Genomic DNA, 19,485 nt, shown 5'->3' with positions numbered 1-19,485 from the left:
TCAGTATAGGTGAACCAACATCATCGGATTAAGACTTAACTTTACCAAAGCGGCGATCGCGCTTTTGGAACTCCCACAGGGCCCGATGCATTTCCGCTCGGTCAAAGTCGGGCCAGAGAGTATCTGTAATATAAATTTCCGCATAGGCCAACTGCCACAACAAAAAATTACTAATTCGCATTTCCCCACTGGTGCGAATCAACAGATCCGGATCGCCAATATTCACCGTATATAGATGGCGCTCAAACAAGGCTTGATCGATATCTTCAGGGTTTAAATTTCCCTGCTGCACCTGTACGGCTAAAGCTTGACAGGCTTCTACAATTTCCTGCCGTCCTCCATAATTGGTGGCTACGGTCAACCGCATACCTTGATTTCCCGCAGTTGCCGTCCTAGACTTCTCAATCTGTTGTTGGACTGAGGGGGGGAGATCATGGAGTCCACCCATAAAATCCAAGCGAATTTTCCTCTCCATCAGTTCGGGTAATTCTCGTTGTAGGAGATACTCTAGTAAGGTCATAATTACCTTGACTTCTTGGGCAGGACGCTTCCAATTTTCAGTGGAAAATGAATAAAGGGTGAGGGCTTGGATACCCCAATCATCACAACAGCGCACCAACTCCCTAACGGTATCCCCTCCACGATTGTGTCCCATAATTCTAGGGAGTCCTCGCTGTTGGGCCCACCGACCATTACCATCCATAATTACTGCAACATGACGAGGAAGCTTTTGGGAATCGAGGTCACTAGGGAGAGTCTTCAAAGTATTGTCAATAATTTGCTTTGCAGTCATTTTTTCTTGTGAGAATCAGAAGAAGGTAAACGGAGTAGGCGGGCAACCATGGCTGCGCCTTGAGAATTGATTTGGCGGCCCAAATTTCGCAAATCGGGGGCGACAGCCTCCCGTTCTACTGATTGAGAGAATTTGGCTTCCAGGAGTTCCTTTAGTTTACTGCTGGTTAAGGGACGATTCAGGAGACCCCGCTCGGCCAGAGAAATAGAGCCGGTTTCTTCAGAAACGACGACGCACAGACAGTTTTCTACCCGGTCAGTAATGCCCATGGCGGCTCGGTGACGAGTGCCCAGTTTACGGGAAGCAGTGCGGTCTGATAGAGGTAAAATTACTCCGGCAGCAATAATGCGAGACATGCGAATCCAAACGGCTCCATCATGTAACAGGGTACTGGTTTGGAAAATAGTTTGTAATAACTCCTTCGAGACTTCTGCATTTAACCTTACACCAGGAACTGAAAAATCGCGTTCATCAATGGGCCCGGTGGTTTCTAAAATCAGCAGTGCCCCGGTTCGATTTTGAGAGAGGTCTTTAACGGCATCGACTATTTCATCAATCACGCTATCGGCTTTGGGGGGAGGTTCAGAAGGGGGAAGAAATAAATCAATGATTTGTCCTTGGCCCAATTGTTCTAGAAATCGACGAAACTCGGACTGCAAAATGACAGCCATGGCTACGGCAGAACCGATGACTAACTTGTTTAACACAAAACTCAGTAGAGTTAAGTTGATTACTGAACTGATGGCGGTGGCCAGCATGAGAAGAATGAATCCTCGCACCATCCACAAGGTTCGACGTTCACCAATAATCATCAAGACCATGTAGGTCAAGATGAGAACAAAGATGAAGTCAACTGTATGCAGCAGTGCTTTTTGAGTATCAGTTAAGTTGAATAACCATTGTGTTAAAAAATCTCCCATAGCTCAAGAGTGTTTCCGGTTGCGCTGGTGTTCGCTATAGCGCTGGGCGCTGGTCATGGGTAATCGGAGGTGAGAAACTAACTTTATTGGTCAAGAGATTTCAGTCATTGTCCATCAGCTTAATTTACTCATACTTAAGCAGGTATGGCACGCTTACACCATTAGATACTCGATAGGGGCCGACAAGCGATGATCTTGGGGGTTGGTTAAACCCGCACCTACAGGGGGCTGGGGACAGAGTTAATCAGTTAATCTGACCCCAGTTTCAAGTCTTCTGTAGCTGCTAAGAGATGGCTTTGAGGCGATCGGGAAGACGATCGCATTTTACCAAGTCTTGGTAGGTTTCCCGTTCGATAATCACTTGTCCTTGACCGTCTCTGACTAAGACAGCGGCCGGTCGGGTGATGCGGTTATAGTTGGAAGCCATACTATAGTTGTATGCTCCCGTGGCTAAAATGGCGATCGCCTCTCCGGGTTGCAAGGGGGGAATTTGGGCTTGTTGGATCAGGATATCACCGGATTCACAATGTTTACCGGCAACGGTTACGGTTTCTGTACAGGGTTGGCTCATGCGATCGACGGCAACAGCCCGATAGAGGGCTTGATAGGTAATTGGGCGGGCATTGTCGGACATGCCCCCATCGACGGCGATATAGGTTCGCCCATCGGGAATGGCTTTACGGGAGCCGACGGTGTAAGCGGTGATACAGGATGAGCCGACTAGGGAGCGTCCGGGTTCACAGATGATATGGGGGGGAGCTATTTGGGCGCGATCGCAAGCGGCTACCATGGCACTACAGACTTGTTTTACCCAAGCTTCGATGGAGGGGGGATCGTCGGTTTCAGTATAGCGAATGCCTAAGCCACCCCCCACATTTAAAATAGAGGGAGATAAGCCCATACTCTTAGCTTTCAAGAACCATTGCACCATGACACCGGGCAGATCTTGATGGGGTTGAAGCTCAAAAATTTGCGAGCCAATATGGGCATGGAATCCTTGGAAATTGAGGCTCGGTTGTTGGGCAATCTCTTCAAGAACGGCTTCGATTTGATTGGGATCGAAGCCAAATTTACTGTCAATATGTCCGGTGCGAATATATTCATGGGTATGGCATTCAATCCCTGGGGTAATCCGAATCAGGATAGAGAGGGTTTTGCCTCGATCTTGACTAAGTTGGGCTAGGGTTTGCAGTTCTAACCAGTTATCCACCACCACATTACAGTCCACTTCTAGGCTTTCTGCTAGTTCGGTAGCGGATTTGTTATTGCCATGGAAGTAAATCTGATGGGCTGGAACTCCGGCTTGTAGGGCAGTGTAGAGTTCTCCACCGGAGGCGACATCAATGCCTAATCCTTCTGAGGAGGCGATCGCACAAATGGCTAAACAATTCCATGCTTTCGAGGCATATAGAACCGTAGCTTCTCCCGGATAATAGCGCTTAAAGGCTTCTCGATATTGGCGACAGGCAGCCCGTAAGCTCTCTTCATCGAGGATATAGAGGGGAGAGCCATAAGTTTTGACTAATTCAGAAACAGCTATACCCCCGATGGTTAAGCGATCGTCGCTGTTGACTTGAGCGGTTAGGGGCAGTAAGTATTGATTGGGAGAGCGATCGCCTACCGGATCTTCTCCAGCGGAAAGATAATCTGTGCCACGGGGTGGGGTAATACGGGAGGGTGTGGATACCATAATTTCAGGAAAGCAAGTTCGTGATTCATTATTAATGGGTTCTATACTCTATTGTCCATGGTGAACTGCAAATCACCAAGAGTTAAAATCATTCTGGTTTAAGATACCCCATCCCCCTATCTCCCCATTCCCCCATTTCCCCATTCCCCATCCCTATGAACCCATCTGTTACTCTACCCTTTATCCTCCATGCGATCGCCCCAGAACACCTAAACGCCATTCTCGCCCTCGATCGCCTCTGTTTTGGACAATTATGGAGTTTAGACACTTATCAACGGGAACTCGATAGCCCGAATAGTGAGTTGTTGGGGATCAGTTGGAATCAGGAATTGGTGGGATTTGGCTGTTATTGGGCGATCGTTGAAGAAGCTCATCTGACGATTTTAGCGATTCATCCTCAGTATCAAAATCGAGGATTAGGGCAATTTTTGCTCTGTGCTTTATTAGACTCTGCCCGCAAACGGGGCTTAGAACGGGCAACCCTAGAAGTGAAAGCCTCTAACCACAATGCCCTAGGACTCTATCAAAAATTGGGTTTTCTCACGGCGGGACGACGACGCAATTATTATCAAGAAACGGGAGAAGATGCCCTTGTTTTATGGCTTAATCATTTACAATTTTCCCCGTTTCCAGATCGGTTAATGGGGTGGCAACAGCAAGCCCAAGAAAAATGGAAGAATGGCTGAATAATCGCAAAAAATAGCAAAAAATAGGGGCGAAAAATTTTTCGCCCCTACTCTGTTCTTTGCTATCGATCCCTCATGGGAGGGGTATTGGACTCAAAGTTAGGCGATCGCCGCCATTTTCACTTCATTATTAGCCAATAACTCTTGCAGTTCATCAGCATCGACGGTTTCCCGTTCCACCAGCATTTGAGCCAACTGGTCAAGGACAGAGCGATTATTGACTAAAACCGTCTTAGCTCGGCGATAGGCCTGATCGACCAGATTTCGCACCTCATCATCAATTGCTGCTGCGGTTTCTTCCGAGAAATCCCGCTCTGCGGCAATATCCCGACCCAGGAACATATTCCCTTGCTGACGACCTAATGCAACCGGGCCGAGGCGATCGCTCATCCCAAACCGAGTCACCATTTGCCGAGCTACCCGCGCTACCTGTTGCAAATCATTCGATGCACCCGTAGTTACTTCTTCCTCACCAAAGACAATCTCTTCAGCCAGTCGTCCACCCAGAGCCACCGCCATCTGATTTTGCAGATAAGAACGGCTGTATAATCCCGAATCCATCCGGTCTTCACTCGGTGTAAACCAAGTCAAACCACCCGCACGACCGCGAGGAATAATACTAATTTTCTGCACCGGGTCATAATCGGGCATCAAAGCGCCCACCAAAGCATGGCCCGCTTCATGATAAGCCACCAACTGCTTGCGTTTTTCGCTCATCACCCGGTCTTTCTTCTCCGGCCCAGCCAGAACCCGGTCAATAGCATCATTGACTTCATCCATAGAGATCTCAGTCAGATTGCGACGAGCTGCCAGAATAGCCGCTTCATTCAACAAATTAGACAAATCTGCACCGGTAAATCCAGGAGTCCGACGGGCAATTTTTTCCAAATCCACATCCGCAGACAGGGTTTTACCACGGGAGTGAACATTGAGAATTTCCAAGCGTCCGGCATAGTCGGGACGGTCTACCACTACTTGACGGTCAAAGCGGCCGGGACGCATCAAGGCGGCATCCAGGACATCAGGACGGTTGGTTGCCGCAATAATGATAATGCCCGTATTGCCTTCAAACCCATCCATTTCTGTCAGCAATTGGTTTAAGGTTTGTTCCCGCTCATCATTACCCCCACCGAGACCTGCACCCCGTTGACGACCTACGGCATCAATTTCATCGATAAAGACGATACAAGGAGCATTCGCTTTGGCTTGTTCAAACAAATCCCGCACGCGAGAAGCACCAACCCCCACAAACATTTCTACAAACTCAGAGCCGGAGATAGAGAAAAAGGGAACCCCTGCTTCACCCGCAACGGCTTTAGCCAGTAGCGTTTTACCGGTTCCAGGAGGGCCAACCAGTAGCACACCTTTAGGGATCTTAGCGCCCACGGCTGTGAAGCGATCGGCATTTTTCAAGAAGTCTACGACCTCAGTTAACTCTAATTTGGCCTGTTCAATCCCGGCTACATCCCCAAAAGTCACTTGGGTTTGCGGTTCCATTTGCACTCTAGCTTTAGACTTGCCAAAGTTCATGGCCTGAGATCCGGGGCCATTTTGGGCCCGTCTGAGGAGGAAGAAAACTCCAACCACGAGCAAAATGGGGATGAACAGACTACTTAAGGCCCGCACCCAAGCCCCATCATCACTAGGGGGTAAAACTGAGATATCAACATTATTTTCAGTCAGAATGTTGAGTAAGTCTGGATCGTTGGGAAGGTTAACCAGAATTTTATCGCCATTTTCTGCGGTCACTAGCGCTCTGGTGCGGTCAGCACTGAGATTTACCCGCTCTACCTGTCCCGTTTCTACTTCATCAATCAGTTGACTGTAAGGCCAGGTTTGGGTGGGTTGGGGTTGTTGGTCAAACAACGCAGTTCCCAAAGCAATGACGACGATCGCCAGTAAAGCATACAGTCCCGCATTTCTCCATCGTTTGTTCACGCCGCTTTGATCCTCCTATGGTGTTCTAGGCTATTAGGACGGTTTTTGGATTCGATTATTAATCTTATATTAACTAATATTACGAAACTGTGACCGATCTGCACAAGAATCCAGACAGGCTGTCCCTTCTAGGGAGTATAGGTGCTTCCCATAAGGGGGCGATCAGTGTGGAAAACCCTACCCCGATCCGAACGCTAAGGATTTTAACCCCCTCTTTTTAACTCTCAGAATAACAGTGATAAAATGAGCTAAAATTTTTGAGAACTCAAAACTATGCTCTTTGTATCCGGCTATAGGACTTTCAACTTACTCTACGAAAGCAGCAACTCAGAAGTCTATCGAGCCATCCGAGAAACTGACGAGCAACCCGTCATTCTCAAACTCCTAAAAGAAGACTATCCTACTCCCTCAGAACTCAGACGCTACAAACAAGAATATCAGCTTACTTATTCCCTAGACCAACCAGGAATTATCAAAGCCTATGACCTGCAACCCTATAAAAATAGCCTAGTCATCATCCTCGAAGATTTCGGGGGACAATCCTTAAAAATCTGGAAAGAAAATCACCCAGACTTTAACCTCCATCAACATCTATCCCTATTCATCCAAATCGCCGACAGTCTCGGACAACTTCACTCAGCCAATATTATCCACAAAGACATTAATCCCGCTAACATCGTCTTCAACCCCCAAACCCAACAACTGAAAATTATCGACCTCGGAATATCCACCCAACTGAGTAAAGAAAATCCTCGCCTCAAAAACCCCACCATCCTTGAAGGAACCCTCCCCTACATCTCCCCGGAACAAACCGGGAGAATGAACCGTTCCCTCGACTATCGCACCGACTTTTATTCCCTGGGTGTATCCTTCTTTGAACTGCTCACTAACCAGCTCCCCTTTACCACCCAAGACGACCTCGAATTAGTCCATTGTCACATTGCCAAAGAACCCCCCTTAGCTAGTCAAATCAATCCCCAAATTCCCCCCATCCTCTCCGAAATCATCAGCAAACTGATGGCCAAAAATGCTGAAGAGCGATACCAAAGTGCCTGGGGATTAAAAGCCGATCTAGAAACCTGCCTAGCTCAACTGGAAAACCAGGGAAAAATAGACCCCTTTATCCTAGGAACTCAAGACCTATCAGATAAATTTCAAATTCCCCAAAAACTCTACGGCAGACAAAAAGAAATTGAGCAGTTATTAAGCACTTTTGAGCAAGTAGACCAACAGAGTCAAATGATGCTAGTGGCAGGATATTCAGGCATCGGTAAATCGGCTCTAGTGCAAGAAATCTATAAACCCATTACCCAAAGAAAAGGCTACTTTATCTCTGGTAAGTTTGACCAATTTCAGCGCAATATTCCCTACTCTGCTATTGTGGCTTCTTTCAAAGAATTTGTGCAGCAATTGCTGGCGGAAAGTTCAGAAAGCTTGGAGCAATGGAAGATTAAGTTTTTGCAAGCTTTCGGTGTCAATGGACAAGTTATCATTGATGTAATCCCGGAAATTGAACTGATTATCGGCCCCCAACCCCCTATAGATGAACTGGGGCCAACAGAAGCTCAAAATCGGTTTAATTTGGTCTTTCAAAAATTTATTCGCTCCTGTTGTAATCCCGAACATCCCCTAGTCATATTTCTGGATGATCTTCAGTGGACGGATGGAGCAACCTTAAAGTTAATTGAATTGATTATGACCGATAAAGACTTGAAGCATTTATTTCTGATTGGCGCTTATCGCGATAATGAAGTCAATGTAAATCATCCTTTTATTATTCTGGTCAATAAGCTCAAAGAAAAAGAAATTGTTATCGATGAAATAATATTACAAAATCTAGGCATAAATGATGTTAATGATTTGACTGAAGATACGGTAATACAGTCCAATGAGAAAGTCAAGTCTTTGGCGGGACTTATTGTCAAAAAAACAGAAGGAAATCCTTTTTTTGTCAATCAATTTTTAAATAATTTATATACTGAAAATTTAATTAAATTTGACCACAAGAATCAACTATGGAAATGGAATTTACAGCAAATAGAATCTCAAAATATAACGGATAATGTCGTCGAATTGATGATTGAAAAGTTAAGAAAACTGCCGATCAGTACCCAGGAAATTTTAAAGCTGGCAGCTTCTATTGGTGCAAATTTTGATTTGACTACATTATCGATTGTATCCGAAGATTCTGCTAGGACAGTATTTAATCACTTAATTCCGGCAATTCAATCGGGTTTGGTTCTATCTTTATCAGAATTAGATCAAGAACTTTTAATTCAAGAGTATAGATTTTTGCACGATCGAGTGCAACAGGGAGCTTACGCTTTAATTCCTGAAGAGGATAGAGCCTCAATTCACCTAAAAATTGGCCAACTTTTACTCAAGAGTAGCTCTGAAGAAGACCAAGCAGAAAAAATATTTGATATTGTTGGTCATTTGAATATTGGTTTTGATAGACTCGCTAATACTGAAGAAAAAAACCAAGTTACTCGGTTGAATCTTGAGGCGGGTAAAAAGGCAAAATTATCAGCAGCTTATGCCGGTTCATTAGAATATCTGAAAGCTGGAATCGATCAATTAAGTGATAACAGTTGGGAGAGGGATTATGAAGTAACTTTTGAATTATATAAGGAACGCTGTGAAGTTGAATATTTGAATTATAATTTTGATGAATCTAAAAGATGGGCTGATATTACGTTGTCAAAAACGCATTCGATTTTAGATAGATGTGAAATATATAGGGTTTTGTGCTTACAGAATACCCTCTTGGCTAAGTATCAAGAAGCCTTCGATCGAGCAAGATCGGGATTGGAATTATTAGGGGTTTATTTTCCAGATCCCAATGCTGATTTACCTGAATTACAAGCTTGTCTTGATATTGAGATGGAGAATATAAGAATTAATTTGGCAGATCGTAAAGTTGCTGATATAAAAGAGTCGAAAGAGTGCATAGATGCAGAAAAGAAAATGGGAATGAAGTTACTTTGTCATGCTGCACCACCTATGTTTTTTTCTAATCAGAATATGTGGTATATCGTAGTAACAAAGTTGGTGCAACTGTCCCTAAAGTATGGTTTAGTTGTTGAATCGATATTTGGTTTTTCTACCTATGCTATGTTTCTAGCTGCTGTTAAACAAGAATATGCACAATCCTATGAATTTGGGATGTTAGCAATTGCTCTAAGTGAGCGATTTCATCATCCTGGATTTAAATGTCAAGCCCTTCATTTATTTTCTACTTATGTAAATGAGTGGAATCAACACTTGAAATATGGGGATTTACTCAATGATGATGCGTTTGCGGCTGGTTTAGAATCGGGTGATTTACCGTTTGCTGGATATACGGTAATGATGAGTGGCTATAACTTATTCTATCAAGGTAAGCCCCTTGAAGAGATGGAAGAAAAAATCCAAAAATATCTCTTGTTTACAGAGCAAAGTGGTAATCAAGTGGCGACTGATTTGTTATGGGCGGCTCATTTGGTGATTCTTAACTTAAGAGGCTTAACTTTAGATATTGATTCATTTGATGATGGAGAGGAGACTGAAGAAAAATATATTAATAATTGTCTTCAATATCAAAGTTATATGGGTCTTTGTTATTATTATATACTCAAATCTCAAGCTCTTTATTTGTATGATAAGCCCGATCGTGGACTTGAGTTTTTGTCAGAGGCAGAAAAGTTATTACCATTCATCTCTATCAGTATTGGAGTGGCTCAACATAACTTTTATCATTCGTTGACGCTTTTACGTTTATATCCTGATTCCGATCTAAATTGCCAACGGGAATGGATGGAAAAAGTACAAAATAACCAAGTGAGAATGAAAAAGTGGGCTGACAATTGTCCGGACAATTTTTTACATAAATATCTCTTGGTGGAAGCTGAAGTGGCTAAGGTTTTAGACAATAGATTAGAAGCGATAGAGTTATATGACCGTGCAATCGAAGCTGCCCATGAAAATAATTATATTCAAGAAGAGAGTTTAGCCCATGAATTGGCTGCTGAGTTTTACTTGAAATTCAAGAAACCTAAATTTGCTCAACTTTATGTACAACAAGCTTATTATGGATACCGGGTTTGGGGAGCAAACGCTAAAATACAGCAATTAGATCAACTCTATCCAGAGTTATCAACTCTATCACTTACTTTGCAAAAAAGTAGTGTTTCTGTTACAAAATGGTCTACAAGTAATAAGTCTGGTTTGTCCTTGGATTTATCGACTGTCCTCAAAGCAAATCAAGCGATTTCTGGGGAAATTGTCTTAGAAAAGCTGTTAATTGCTCTGATGAAGATTATTATGCAAAATGCCGGAGCGCAGAGTGGATATTTACTGATGGCAGATCGAGATCGGTTAACGATTGAAGCATCCCAGACTCTAGATACTGATGAAATTCAGGTATTACAAGCAATTCCTGTAGAACAAAATGCTCAAATAGCTCAGAGTCTGATTAATTATGTGGTGCGGACTCAGGAAAGTATTGTTATCAGCGATGCCAGTAATACGGGAAGTTTTATCAACGATCCTTATATTCAAGAGTATCAACCGAAATCAATTCTCTGTGTTCCTCTAATTAATCAAGGAAAGTTAATTAGTATTGTCTATCTAGAAAATAATCTGACGGTGGGTGCGTTTACGGAGAATCGAGTAGAGATGATTAAGCTGTTGTCGGGACAAGCGGCGATCGCCCTCGAAAATGCGTATTTGTATCAAAACTTAGAACAAAAAGTACAACAGCGTACCGCAGAACTGGCATTAGCCAATCAGGAAATTGGCATCTTAAATGAAAAGCTCAAGGCAGAGAATATCCGGTTAAGCTCGGAGTTAGATGTAGCCAAAAAACTTCAGCAGATGGTACTGCCGAAAGCAGAAGAGTTAGAGAATATTACTGATTTAGAAATTGCCGGATATATGGAACCCGCAGATGAGGTAGGGGGAGACTATTATGATGTTCTCAAGGATGGAGATCGTCTCAAAATAGGCATTGGGGATGTGACAGGACATGGGTTAGAAAGTGGAGTATTGATGCTGATGGCTCAAACAGCAATTCGCACGCTGCAAAAGGCGGATGAAACCGATCCAGTCAGGTTTCTAGATTTGCTCAATCAGACGCTATATGACAATTTACAACGGATGAAGTGTGATAAAAATATGACGTTGGCAATTTTGGATTATCACCAGGGGAGGGTGCAACTGAGCGGTCAACATGAGGATGCGATCGTGGTTCGTTCTCATGGGGAAATAGAGTTAATTGATACGACAGATTTGGGTTTTCCGATTGGATTAGATGACCAAATTGCAGATTTTATTCATCAACACTCTATTGATTTAAATCCTGAAGATGTGATGGTATTGTATACGGATGGGATTACAGAAGCGGAAAATCGGGAGAAGAATCAATATGGATTAGAGCGTTTATGTCGGGTGGTGCAGGAACATCGGCAAAAATCAGCCCATGAGATTCGGGAGAGGGCGATCGCAGATGTGCGAGAATTTATTGGCGACCATAAGGTGTTTGATGATATTACTTTGGTGGTTTTGAAGCAACGATGAACAAATTTGAACATCCGATCGCCCTGGAAAGTTTTGCACAGATCGATCGCGAAATTGGCCCCCATAGTTTAAATGACCAGGAATATGCGATCGCCCGTCGCATTATCCATAGCACCGCCGACTTCGAGTTTAAAGACTTGCTCTGCTTTAGTCCAACCGCCATTGAGTCGGGTATCGATGCCCTGCGCCAACAATATCCCATCATTACCGATGTCTCCATGGTACACATGGGAATTCGCAATTTAGTCAGCCAAACCTTTAATAACCCTCTCTGGGTGGCAGTCGAAGCAGCCCCCGAAGCAGAACCGGGAAAAACCCGCACAGAGACCGGAATGCTCTATTTAGCCCGTCAGTTTCCCAATGCCATTTTTGTCATTGGAAACGCACCCACGGCTCTATTAGCCCTGTGTGAGGAGATCGAACAAGGTAGGGTGCAGCCTGCCCTAGTGATTGGCGCTCCTGTGGGGTTTGTGTCAGTGGTGGAATCCAAATCTCGTTTAGCACAGTTGGCGGTTCCCCAAATTATCGTTAAGGGGCGCAAGGGCGGCTCGCCCGTGGCGGCAGCCATTGTCAATGCTTTGATCCATCTATCGCAAACCTAAATGAGTTATTTAACGATTGCCCCTCATCCCCCTACCCCCTTCTCCCATAGGCGCTGCCCTGAGCGAAGTCGAAGGGAGAAGGGGGAAAGTCCCTCTCCCACGGGAGAGGGATATAGGGAGAGGGCATTTCCGATTGCACAACTCATTTAGACTAGCTATAGCTTAGGAGCAGTGATGCATCCAATTAATGTAGTAGGTATTGGCTTAGAGGGTGCGGCTGGACTGTCGGGTACAGTACAAGAGATCGTCGATCGCGCCACACTATTAGTCGGGAGCGATCGCCACTTAGCCTATTTTCCCCAACATCCAGCCCAGCGCCTCACCTTAAATGACCTCTCCCAAACCCTACACCAGGTCAAAGAGCGTCTCAGTTCAGAAAGCATCGCCATCTTGGTTTCTGGTGACCCCCTATTTTTTGGCCTAGGACGACTCCTGCTGACCTATTTTTCCCCAGAGCAGTTATGCTTTCATCCCCATGTCAGTTCAGTACAACTCGCCTTTAGTCGGGTGAAAGTCCCTTGGCAAGAAGCGACAATGGTTAGTATCCATGGTCGAGAGTTCGATCAATTAGTGACTGCCCTACAAAAAGGCGCTTCTCCCATCGCCGTGTTAACCGATCCCCTCCATGCACCAGGGGAGATCGCCCGTTTACTCTTGAATCTAGATTTACCTACCCATTATGAGTTTTGGGTGTGCGAAAACCTAGGGGGAACCGATGAGCTAATCCAAAACCTATCCCCCCAAGACGCGCTGATGCGGACATTTGCCCCCCTGAATATTGTCATCTTGGTACAAAAAACTGAAAATGAATCAGTGGATAAGGAGAATCTACCCGCTCTCGGTATCCCCGATCGCCAATTTCACAGTTTCAGCGATCGACCCGGTTTGATCACCAAACGAGAAATTCGTCTGCTCATCCTGGGAGAACTGGGGCTACAACCGAAGCAAACCATCTGGGATATCGGCGCAGGAACCGGTTCAGTTTCCATCGAAATCGGCCGCTTAGTCCCCACTGCCCACATTTATGCCATCGAAAAAACGGCGGCCGGAATTCAACTGATTCAAAAGAATGCCCGGCGCTTTGGGGTCTCCAATGTCATCTCCATTCAAGGCAAAGCACCGGATATTCTCCGCCAAATTCCTGCCCCTCATCGGGTATTTATTGGCGGCATTGGGGAGGATTTGCAGGGAATTTTAGCCTGTTGTTTAGCAACCTTGTTACCCGGAGGCAAAATCGTCATGGCCCTGGCCACCTTAGAGCATTGGCAAGAGGCGATCGCCTGGATTTATCGCCATCAAATCACCTATCGGGTGCTACAAGTTCAGATTTCCCGCTCCCTTCCTGTGGGCCGCTTTACCCGTTTTGCCCCCCTCAATCCCGTGGTTCTCTTGACCATTGAACCCTTTAACTCAACCTCCAAAATGACCGATTAATCCCAGAATTAAACCCGCGATTCCCAGGACTAAAATACCCACCAGGCCGCTCAAGGGTTGTCCATCTAAACCTCTGACCCATTGGGGCCAAGTAGAGTCCGGTTTTGGCTCCAAAATTTGGGTCGTATCTAAACTGATTAACCCCCAGATCCAACCCCCATGAAGTCCCCAAGCTAATCCCAAACTCCCTCCATCAACCCAACGGGCCAGGACTAAAATTAAGCCCATCAGGGCCAGGCCAGGCAGTTGGATCAAACTGCCCTTAAAATCCCAAATCAGATGGGAAAGGGCAAAAATTAAACTGGAAAGAATAGCTGCCCACACCCCACCCATATCCCCTTGCAGTTCGGTGAGTAAAAATCCCCGAAATACGGCTTCTTCGATACCACTGATCCACAAACTCAGAGCCAAAATTGACCCAACAATCGGCACTAAAGAGGAGGTAATCGCTTCGGTTTTCCACACCAAGCTTCCCCAAGCCACTTGTAAGCCATAGGCGATCGATAAAGTCAAAATACCCAAAGCCAGACCTGCCATTAACGAGAAGAAAATCGGCAGATCCAAACTCAGACCATAGTCAGAAATGGGTCGCTCTTCAATCCAAACCACTGCCCCTAATAGTAGGGGAACCAAAAGGTATAGGGGCATCAGTAAGGACAGTTTTTGTGGGGGGGTTAAGGGTTGGGGAGGATGCCATTGTAGATGACGAGCCACAGGAATGGCGATCGGTAACCACAGGATGACCCACAGGGTAAAAAAAGCTAGACTGTTGAGAATTCCTGAACTGGGGTGAACCGGAAATGACCACCTATAAAAAGATAGAGAAAACAGAACCCCCGATCCAGACGCAGATCTTCTCATACTCAGTCTTTCATCTGGACTTTGGCTAGGCTTAATCCGGCTCAGATCCATTTTTATCATCACCATCCACTTGAATCAAGTGAATGTGTTTATAGCCCAATTTAATCTCAAATTCATCCCCTTTCTTTAGCCCCATGGCTTCCGTATAGGTAGAACCAATTACAATTTGGCCATTTTTATGGACACTCACCCGGTAGGTCGGTTCCCGTCCCCGGCCATCCTTCGATTTACCCGGATCGAGATCGATCCCCTTCGCTGCTAATACGGCATCATAGAATTCAGCTAAATTTACCCGGATATCGTCTCCCTCTTTTTTCGGGGCATTATAGTAGCCACAATATTTCGCCCTTTCTCGACGGGATAGACGGGAGAGTTCATTCACTTTTTGAAGCAGAGCTTTCCCGGTTAAGGGTGCTTCTGGAAGTTGTAAATCCTTTTCGCTCATTTGAATACCTTAATTTTAGGTGGGCTTGAACAACACAGACAAAAATTTAGAGCTATAACTGTACCACCCTGAAGAAAATTGCTTCAGAGTTGCTGAGATTCACTCTTGGATTGGTCTGGGTCAGGTTTTTCCTGACAGACTTAACAAGTATATTACACAATTATAGTGAAATTTTGAATTTTTTTCGTTTTTTTTCAGAGGCTTGGTAAAGAATCCGTTTACTCTTTCTTGAACCTGTTAGGATCGGGCGGCCTATCCCCGTTGGACAAGGAGGAAAAAGCCGGGTTCAATTATAAGAAGATCGAGTAAAACCGCAGTCGGATTAAATGGGTTCCCGCCCAATCAAGAGCAGTTGATCGCCAGGGTAGCCCTAAATTGCCCTCTCAATCTGTAGGTGAATCAGAACCCGTGAGGAACGGTAGAATGATAGGGTCGCCTTGACATCCTCAATCAAACCTCTAAAGTCATGGAAGTTGTTTTTCAGATTATTCGCCAAGAGCAAAAGATAGCACCCAGGGTTGAACGCTACACTTTGGATGTCGATCCGAGTGAAACGATCTTAAGTTGCCTCAACCGGATTAAGTGGGAACTCGATGGTACTCTCGCCTTCCGCAAAAATTGCCGCAATACTATCTGTGGAAGCTGTGGAATGCGAATTAATGGGCGTTCGGCTCTCGCTTGTAAAGAAAATGTGGCTGGGGAACTCCAAGCTCAAGCCGAGGGTTCTGCTACCATTACCATTGCTCCTTTAGGCAATTTCCCGGTGATTAAGGATTTGGTGGTGGATATGCAATCGTTTTGGGATAACTTAGAAAAGGTCGATCCCTATGTGAGTACAGCCTCAAGATCCCTGCCGGAACGGGAGTTTCTCCAATCCCCTGAAGTGCGATCGCAACTGGAGAAAAGCGGTAACTGTATTCTCTGTGGCGCTTGCTATTCTGAATGTAATGCGGTGGCAGTCAACCCCGATTTTGTGGGCCCCCATGCCCTGGCTAAGGCCTATCGCATGGTGGCCGATACCCGTGATAGTCAAACTTCAGAGCGATTAGATCAATATAATGATGCCACCAGTGGCGTTTGGGCCTGCACCCGTTGTCTCTATTGCGATACGGTTTGCCCCATGGAGGTGAACCCTTTAGAGCAAATTAGTAAAATTAAAGGGGAAATTCTCGATCGCCATACCGCCCAATCTAGCCGCCCCATTCGCCATCGTAAGGTTCTGGTGGATATGGTTAAAGATGGCGGTTGGGTGGATGAGCGACAATTTGCGCTTAAAGTAGTTGGTAATACTTTTCGAGATATTAAAGGCCTGTTAAGCCTTGCCCCCGTGGGCTTACGATTGTTAGCACGCAGTAAATTTCCCTTTACCTTTGAGCCTTCAGAAGGTACATCTGAAGTGCGATCGCTGATTGAAGCGGTTCAAAACCTAGAATCCTCAACAGATTAACCCCTTTTGGAGATCCCTTATGAATTCTGATGAAATGTCTGAATCTACCCCTGAATTCACCTTTGAATCTACCCCTGAATTCACCTTTGAATCTACCCTCGAACCAACTCCCACTCCAGAATCTCCTAAACCAGAGTCTAACCCCTCCGAACCTTCCTTTGGCTGGACAACCTATGCCGAACAACTCAACGGCCGCTTTGCCATGATTGGTATCATTCTCCTCCTGATTTTAGAATTTTTCAGTCGGCAAACGTTCTTTGAATGGATTGGCTGGCAGTAACGTGGAGGGATAGGGGAGTAGGGAGATAGGGTGACTAGAAACCGGGTTTCTTCGAGAATCTCGGATAGGAGCCAAACTGGCTAGAAACCCGGTTTCTCCCCATTCCCCCATTCCTTACTCAATCCTCTCTCCCAAACGGTTATAGACGAAAATATCCCATTGCCCCTTGGCATTGGCTTCAAAGACGATGAGAGAGCCATCGGCATTTAACCTCGGATTCTGAACTTGAGTATTTAAATTACCGGTAATATTGCGTAATTGTCTTAGAGAGCGATCGTAGAGATAAATATCGGTTTCGCCCTGACGGTTACCGGCAAACACGATATAGCGACCATCTATCGAGATATCGGCATGGGAAGCAATCATATCTAAGGAATTGAGACCGGGCAAATCCACTAAGCGGCGCTCGACTAAATCATACAGATAAATATCCTGACTGAAGCCGCGATCGGAGGCAAACACTAGATAGCGACCGGCTACATGAGGGTCTGATTCACTATAGGCGCTATTGAGGCTTTTACCATTAGGATCGTAGGGTTCGGCCAGCACTTGCGGATAGCTACACCCCATCAAGTTAGTTAAAACCACCAGCATAGAGAACCCAAAAATACTGGCTCCTTTCTTCTTGCCCATCACCTATTACTCATGACTTACAGCAGTTTTCGCGGTTATGTGGTACATTAATTTCAGTTCTTAAAGATAGCCACAATAGTTCAAAGCCAGATTGAGTCGGTTGTTCACTCCCCCCCATTCCCCCACAGAGGGCGCAAAGCGCTGTAATTATACCGGCCCATCGGGAATATCTAATTCGATATTCGGGCCGCGATCGATCACTTCAATATCCCATTGACCTCGACGATCGGTTTCAAAGACTACATAACGGCCATCTGGGCTAATACTGGGATTGCGTACCCAACCCGGATAGGCCAAGGTTAGCGCTTCCTGTCGTTTCGTGACCCGATCGTAAAGAATAATCTCCGGTTTGCCGCGAATACTACTCAGGTAGACAATGTAGCGGGCATTGTGGCTAATACTAGGAGATTCGATGATGGCGTTGGGTTGATTCAGACGAGGGAGTGGGATAAATTGACGTTGACTGAGATGATAGAGGTAAATTTGCTGGCGGCGATCGCGGTTGGACACAAACGCCACATACTGACCACTGCCACTGACCGCCGGTTGTTCATCCCGATAGCGACTATTAATTGCCTGGGGGCCCAGGGGAACCTCTACCCGGTTACATCCCCCCAGAAAAATGACCCAGACTCCTAAACTCAGCAGGATGACCTGGCTTAACCGAGAGCCACCGGCCATAGTTAACTCACTCCCTAATAGTCAAAATTCCCCGGTTGATCGTTGGGGCGATCGCTACTTAAATCATCAAGTGGCTCAAAATCCACATAATCTTCCCTTGGCGGTTCCGGTTCTCGGCGATCGCGATACCCCGCATTATCGCTCTCTGGAGGTTGCGGACGACGGCTTTCAGATGGGGGACGGGACTCTCGCGACTCTGGAGAGGAACCATAGAAGCGATCATCATCATCCATCGGCCCATAAGGGTCTTCATACCCAGTTGACCGATAACTCGACTTTTCCCAATCCTCAGACCCTCGATTGGGGGTTGGGGAAGGACGGCGCGGGGGTCTGCTTCCTGAGCTAGAAGCAGGGGCTGAAGGCCGAGAACTACTGCGTCGGCGGCTCGATGAAGAGCGTCGGGGATAATCCTCCTCATAGCGATCGCCTTGAGTATAGCGGTCTTCCTTCGTGCCAATCATCCGTCGGGGGCGTGGTTCTTCCTCCGGCTCTAACCGATCTAGGCGAGGATCGTAATTATCATACCCATCATAAGTATATGCCCGGCTCACCGGTCGATCCTCATCCACAATTGGAGTATTTTGCTTCGCCCGTGAGGTCGCCAAGCCCCTCAAGCGAATACTTTCCACTGCAAAAAAAATCGCCGATCCCGTCAACAGAAACTGACCAAAAGTTAAGATCGGATCGAGTCGCCATCCTTGAAAAAATAAAATTCCACCACTGAGAACGGCCACTGCCATGAAAAAAATATCATGATCCCGTGCTAATTCTGGGCGAACCGACCGGAGAAAATACAACCCAGCGCCGGCCCCAAACAGGACAACGCCCAACATTGCCCCTGGGTTGAGTCCAATATTGACCATGACTTGCCTACTCCACGAAACTGAACGATAGCGCTGTGCGCTGGTAATGGATGATCACTAACACTAATCGGTAAACGGTAGGGGCGGTTAAGCCTGAGCTTCGTGGGGAAGACCAGAGGAGTGGTTAACCCGCCCCTACTTGTCCACGGCTTACGCAATTGTAGATGACATCAATCCAGTTTTGACCCTTGCTGAATCAGGATTTCTGATGTACTCCCTTCAAAAATTTTACCGCTAATCCTTGAGACTCAGTGATATCAAGTCCGATTCAATTTGATCCCTCTAAATCTCCCCTTCTACTGCACTTAGGGCAAGCCTTAGAAAGGGAGATTTTTGCCAATGCCCCTTCTTAAAAAAGGGTGGGGGATCGTCATGTATCCAGTAAGATTTCCCTGTGCTGTATGCAAACCAGCCCAAGGATTTGCGGCTTAAAATCGGCTCTGATTCCTTAAGAGCGCTGGATTTTGTCCCGTTGACTAATAAAAATTAAAGCAACGGTTGCTGGAATGATGACAATTGCGCCACCCCAGACTAAGCTCCACAAAAAATTGGCTAAAGAAGGAGTCATAGATCCTCACGCAAGATTACTAAAAGATTTACATTTCGTCTAATTCTAACAGCAATGAGTTTACATGAGACAGAAAACAGAACCGGCT

16 protein-coding genes are annotated in these 19,485 nt (G+C 45.7%); 6 read left to right on the top strand and 10 right to left on the bottom strand.

All coding sequences use genetic code 11. The features are described 5' to 3' along the window. Nucleotides 1–28: 28 nt before the first annotated feature. The 3 genes from uppS to lysA all read right to left on the bottom strand — a co-directional run bounded on the left by uppS (nucleotide 29) and on the right by lysA (nucleotide 3,403). Complete coding sequence (uppS, locus tag AC3FZD_RS03520; RefSeq protein ID WP_488738801.1) at nucleotides 29–793, bottom strand: undecaprenyl pyrophosphate synthase; 765 nt, start codon at nucleotides 791–793, stop codon at nucleotides 29–31. After that, nucleotides 790–1,713 (bottom strand): diadenylate cyclase CdaA, encoded by a 924-nt coding sequence (gene cdaA / locus AC3FZD_RS03515; protein WP_488738800.1) that lies wholly within the window; start codon nucleotides 1,711–1,713, stop codon nucleotides 790–792. Before cdaA ends, uppS begins: the two co-directional genes overlap by 4 nt. A 283-nt stretch (nucleotides 1,714–1,996) precedes the next feature. After that, nucleotides 1,997–3,403 (bottom strand): diaminopimelate decarboxylase, encoded by a 1,407-nt coding sequence (gene lysA, locus AC3FZD_RS03510; RefSeq protein WP_488738799.1) that lies wholly within the window; start codon nucleotides 3,401–3,403, stop codon nucleotides 1,997–1,999. Between the two features lie 155 nt (nucleotides 3,404–3,558). Here lysA and rimI point away from each other — a divergent pair, with 155 nt between their 5' ends. Further along, a complete protein-coding gene (gene rimI / locus AC3FZD_RS03505) occupies nucleotides 3,559–4,089 on the top strand; it encodes a ribosomal protein S18-alanine N-acetyltransferase (RefSeq protein ID WP_488738798.1) in 531 nt (176 codons plus the stop codon). A 99-nt stretch (nucleotides 4,090–4,188) separates the two neighbouring features. On the opposite strand, the gene ftsH3 is transcribed toward rimI, so the two are convergent. After that, nucleotides 4,189–6,027, bottom strand: a complete 1,839-nt coding sequence (gene ftsH3, locus AC3FZD_RS03500; RefSeq protein ID WP_488738797.1) for an ATP-dependent zinc metalloprotease FtsH3 — start codon at nucleotides 6,025–6,027, stop codon at nucleotides 4,189–4,191. A 273-nt stretch (nucleotides 6,028–6,300) separates the two neighbouring features. Here ftsH3 and AC3FZD_RS03495 point away from each other — a divergent pair, with 273 nt between their 5' ends. From AC3FZD_RS03495 to cbiE, 3 genes are all read left to right on the top strand, one after another. Beyond that, a complete protein-coding gene (locus AC3FZD_RS03495) occupies nucleotides 6,301–11,583 on the top strand; it encodes a SpoIIE family protein phosphatase (protein ID WP_488738796.1) in 5,283 nt (1,760 codons plus the stop codon). Next, the gene (locus AC3FZD_RS03490; RefSeq protein ID WP_488738795.1) at nucleotides 11,580–12,185 is read left to right on the top strand and encodes a cobalt-precorrin-8X methylmutase; all 606 of its coding nucleotides are present in this window, start codon (nucleotides 11,580–11,582) and stop codon (nucleotides 12,183–12,185) included. The genes AC3FZD_RS03495 and AC3FZD_RS03490 overlap by 4 nt, the downstream gene beginning before the upstream one ends. Nucleotides 12,186–12,359: 174 nt before the next feature. After that, nucleotides 12,360–13,619: a precorrin-6y C5,15-methyltransferase (decarboxylating) subunit CbiE gene (cbiE, locus tag AC3FZD_RS03485; RefSeq protein ID WP_488738794.1), complete on the top strand. Its 1,260-nt coding sequence runs from the start codon at nucleotides 12,360–12,362 to the stop codon at nucleotides 13,617–13,619. Here cbiE and AC3FZD_RS03480 read toward each other — a convergent pair. Then, nucleotides 13,596–14,480: a CPBP family intramembrane glutamic endopeptidase gene (locus tag AC3FZD_RS03480; RefSeq protein WP_488738793.1), complete on the bottom strand. Its 885-nt coding sequence runs from the start codon at nucleotides 14,478–14,480 to the stop codon at nucleotides 13,596–13,598. The genes cbiE and AC3FZD_RS03480 overlap by 24 nt on opposite strands. A 31-nt stretch (nucleotides 14,481–14,511) precedes the next feature. Beyond that, nucleotides 14,512–14,925 (bottom strand): AbrB family transcriptional regulator, encoded by a 414-nt coding sequence (locus AC3FZD_RS03475; RefSeq protein WP_488738792.1) that lies wholly within the window; start codon nucleotides 14,923–14,925, stop codon nucleotides 14,512–14,514. Nucleotides 14,926–15,391: 466 nt separating this feature from the next. Between AC3FZD_RS03475 and AC3FZD_RS03470 the strand changes: the two genes are divergently transcribed. Further along, a complete protein-coding gene (locus AC3FZD_RS03470) occupies nucleotides 15,392–16,372 on the top strand; it encodes a succinate dehydrogenase/fumarate reductase iron-sulfur subunit (protein ID WP_488738791.1) in 981 nt (326 codons plus the stop codon). A 19-nt stretch (nucleotides 16,373–16,391) separates the two neighbouring features. Next, entirely contained in the window at nucleotides 16,392–16,652 is a 261-nt protein-coding gene (locus tag AC3FZD_RS03465; protein WP_488738790.1) for a chlorophyll a/b-binding protein, read from the top strand. 114 nt (nucleotides 16,653–16,766) lie between these two features. Here the strand turns inward: AC3FZD_RS03465 and AC3FZD_RS03460 are convergent, their stop codons facing one another. The 4 genes from AC3FZD_RS03460 to psbX form a co-directional block, all read right to left on the bottom strand. Beyond that, nucleotides 16,767–17,285 carry a TolB family protein gene (locus tag AC3FZD_RS03460; protein ID WP_488738789.1) on the bottom strand — a complete coding sequence of 173 codons (519 nt, stop codon included), beginning with the start codon at nucleotides 17,283–17,285 and terminating at the stop codon, nucleotides 16,767–16,769. 147 nt (nucleotides 17,286–17,432) lie between these two features. Then, the gene (locus tag AC3FZD_RS03455) at nucleotides 17,433–17,966 is read right to left on the bottom strand and encodes a TolB family protein (protein ID WP_488738788.1); all 534 of its coding nucleotides are present in this window, start codon (nucleotides 17,964–17,966) and stop codon (nucleotides 17,433–17,435) included. A 14-nt stretch (nucleotides 17,967–17,980) separates the two neighbouring features. Beyond that, on the bottom strand, nucleotides 17,981–18,829 hold the full coding sequence (locus AC3FZD_RS03450) for a Ycf66 family protein (RefSeq protein WP_488738787.1): 849 nt from the start codon (nucleotides 18,827–18,829) through the stop codon (nucleotides 17,981–17,983). A 448-nt stretch (nucleotides 18,830–19,277) separates the two neighbouring features. Continuing rightward, nucleotides 19,278–19,397: a photosystem II reaction center protein PsbX gene (gene psbX / locus AC3FZD_RS03445; protein ID WP_488738786.1), complete on the bottom strand. Its 120-nt coding sequence runs from the start codon at nucleotides 19,395–19,397 to the stop codon at nucleotides 19,278–19,280. Between the last annotated feature and the right edge of the window lie 88 nt (nucleotides 19,398–19,485).

This window comes from Roseofilum sp. KMC-1 (assembly GCF_057802075.1).
The sequence above is the reverse complement of the archived record's forward strand: the minus strand, read 5'-3'. Positions and strand labels throughout refer to the sequence as shown.

Coding starts and splice junctions, on each gene's coding strand:
- uppS (WP_488738801.1), bottom strand. CDS start 793: ATGACTGCAAAGCAAATTATTGACAATACTTTGAAGACTCTCCCTAGT.
- cdaA (WP_488738800.1), bottom strand. CDS start 1,713: ATGGGAGATTTTTTAACACAATGGTTATTCAACTTAACTGATACTCAA.
- lysA (WP_488738799.1), bottom strand. CDS start 3,403: ATGGTATCCACACCCTCCCGTATTACCCCACCCCGTGGCACAGATTAT.
- rimI (WP_488738798.1), top strand. CDS start 3,559: ATGAACCCATCTGTTACTCTACCCTTTATCCTCCATGCGATCGCCCCA.
- AC3FZD_RS03495 (WP_488738796.1), top strand. CDS start 6,301: ATGCTCTTTGTATCCGGCTATAGGACTTTCAACTTACTCTACGAAAGC.
- AC3FZD_RS03490 (WP_488738795.1), top strand. CDS start 11,580: ATGAACAAATTTGAACATCCGATCGCCCTGGAAAGTTTTGCACAGATC.
- cbiE (WP_488738794.1), top strand. CDS start 12,360: ATGCATCCAATTAATGTAGTAGGTATTGGCTTAGAGGGTGCGGCTGGA.
- AC3FZD_RS03480 (WP_488738793.1), bottom strand. CDS start 14,480: ATGAGAAGATCTGCGTCTGGATCGGGGGTTCTGTTTTCTCTATCTTTT.
- AC3FZD_RS03475 (WP_488738792.1), bottom strand. CDS start 14,925: ATGAGCGAAAAGGATTTACAACTTCCAGAAGCACCCTTAACCGGGAAA.
- AC3FZD_RS03470 (WP_488738791.1), top strand. CDS start 15,392: ATGGAAGTTGTTTTTCAGATTATTCGCCAAGAGCAAAAGATAGCACCC.
- AC3FZD_RS03465 (WP_488738790.1), top strand. CDS start 16,392: ATGAATTCTGATGAAATGTCTGAATCTACCCCTGAATTCACCTTTGAA.
- AC3FZD_RS03460 (WP_488738789.1), bottom strand. CDS start 17,285: ATGGGCAAGAAGAAAGGAGCCAGTATTTTTGGGTTCTCTATGCTGGTG.
- AC3FZD_RS03455 (WP_488738788.1), bottom strand. CDS start 17,966: ATGGCCGGTGGCTCTCGGTTAAGCCAGGTCATCCTGCTGAGTTTAGGA.
- AC3FZD_RS03450 (WP_488738787.1), bottom strand. CDS start 18,829: ATGGTCAATATTGGACTCAACCCAGGGGCAATGTTGGGCGTTGTCCTG.
- psbX (WP_488738786.1), bottom strand. CDS start 19,397: ATGACTCCTTCTTTAGCCAATTTTTTGTGGAGCTTAGTCTGGGGTGGC.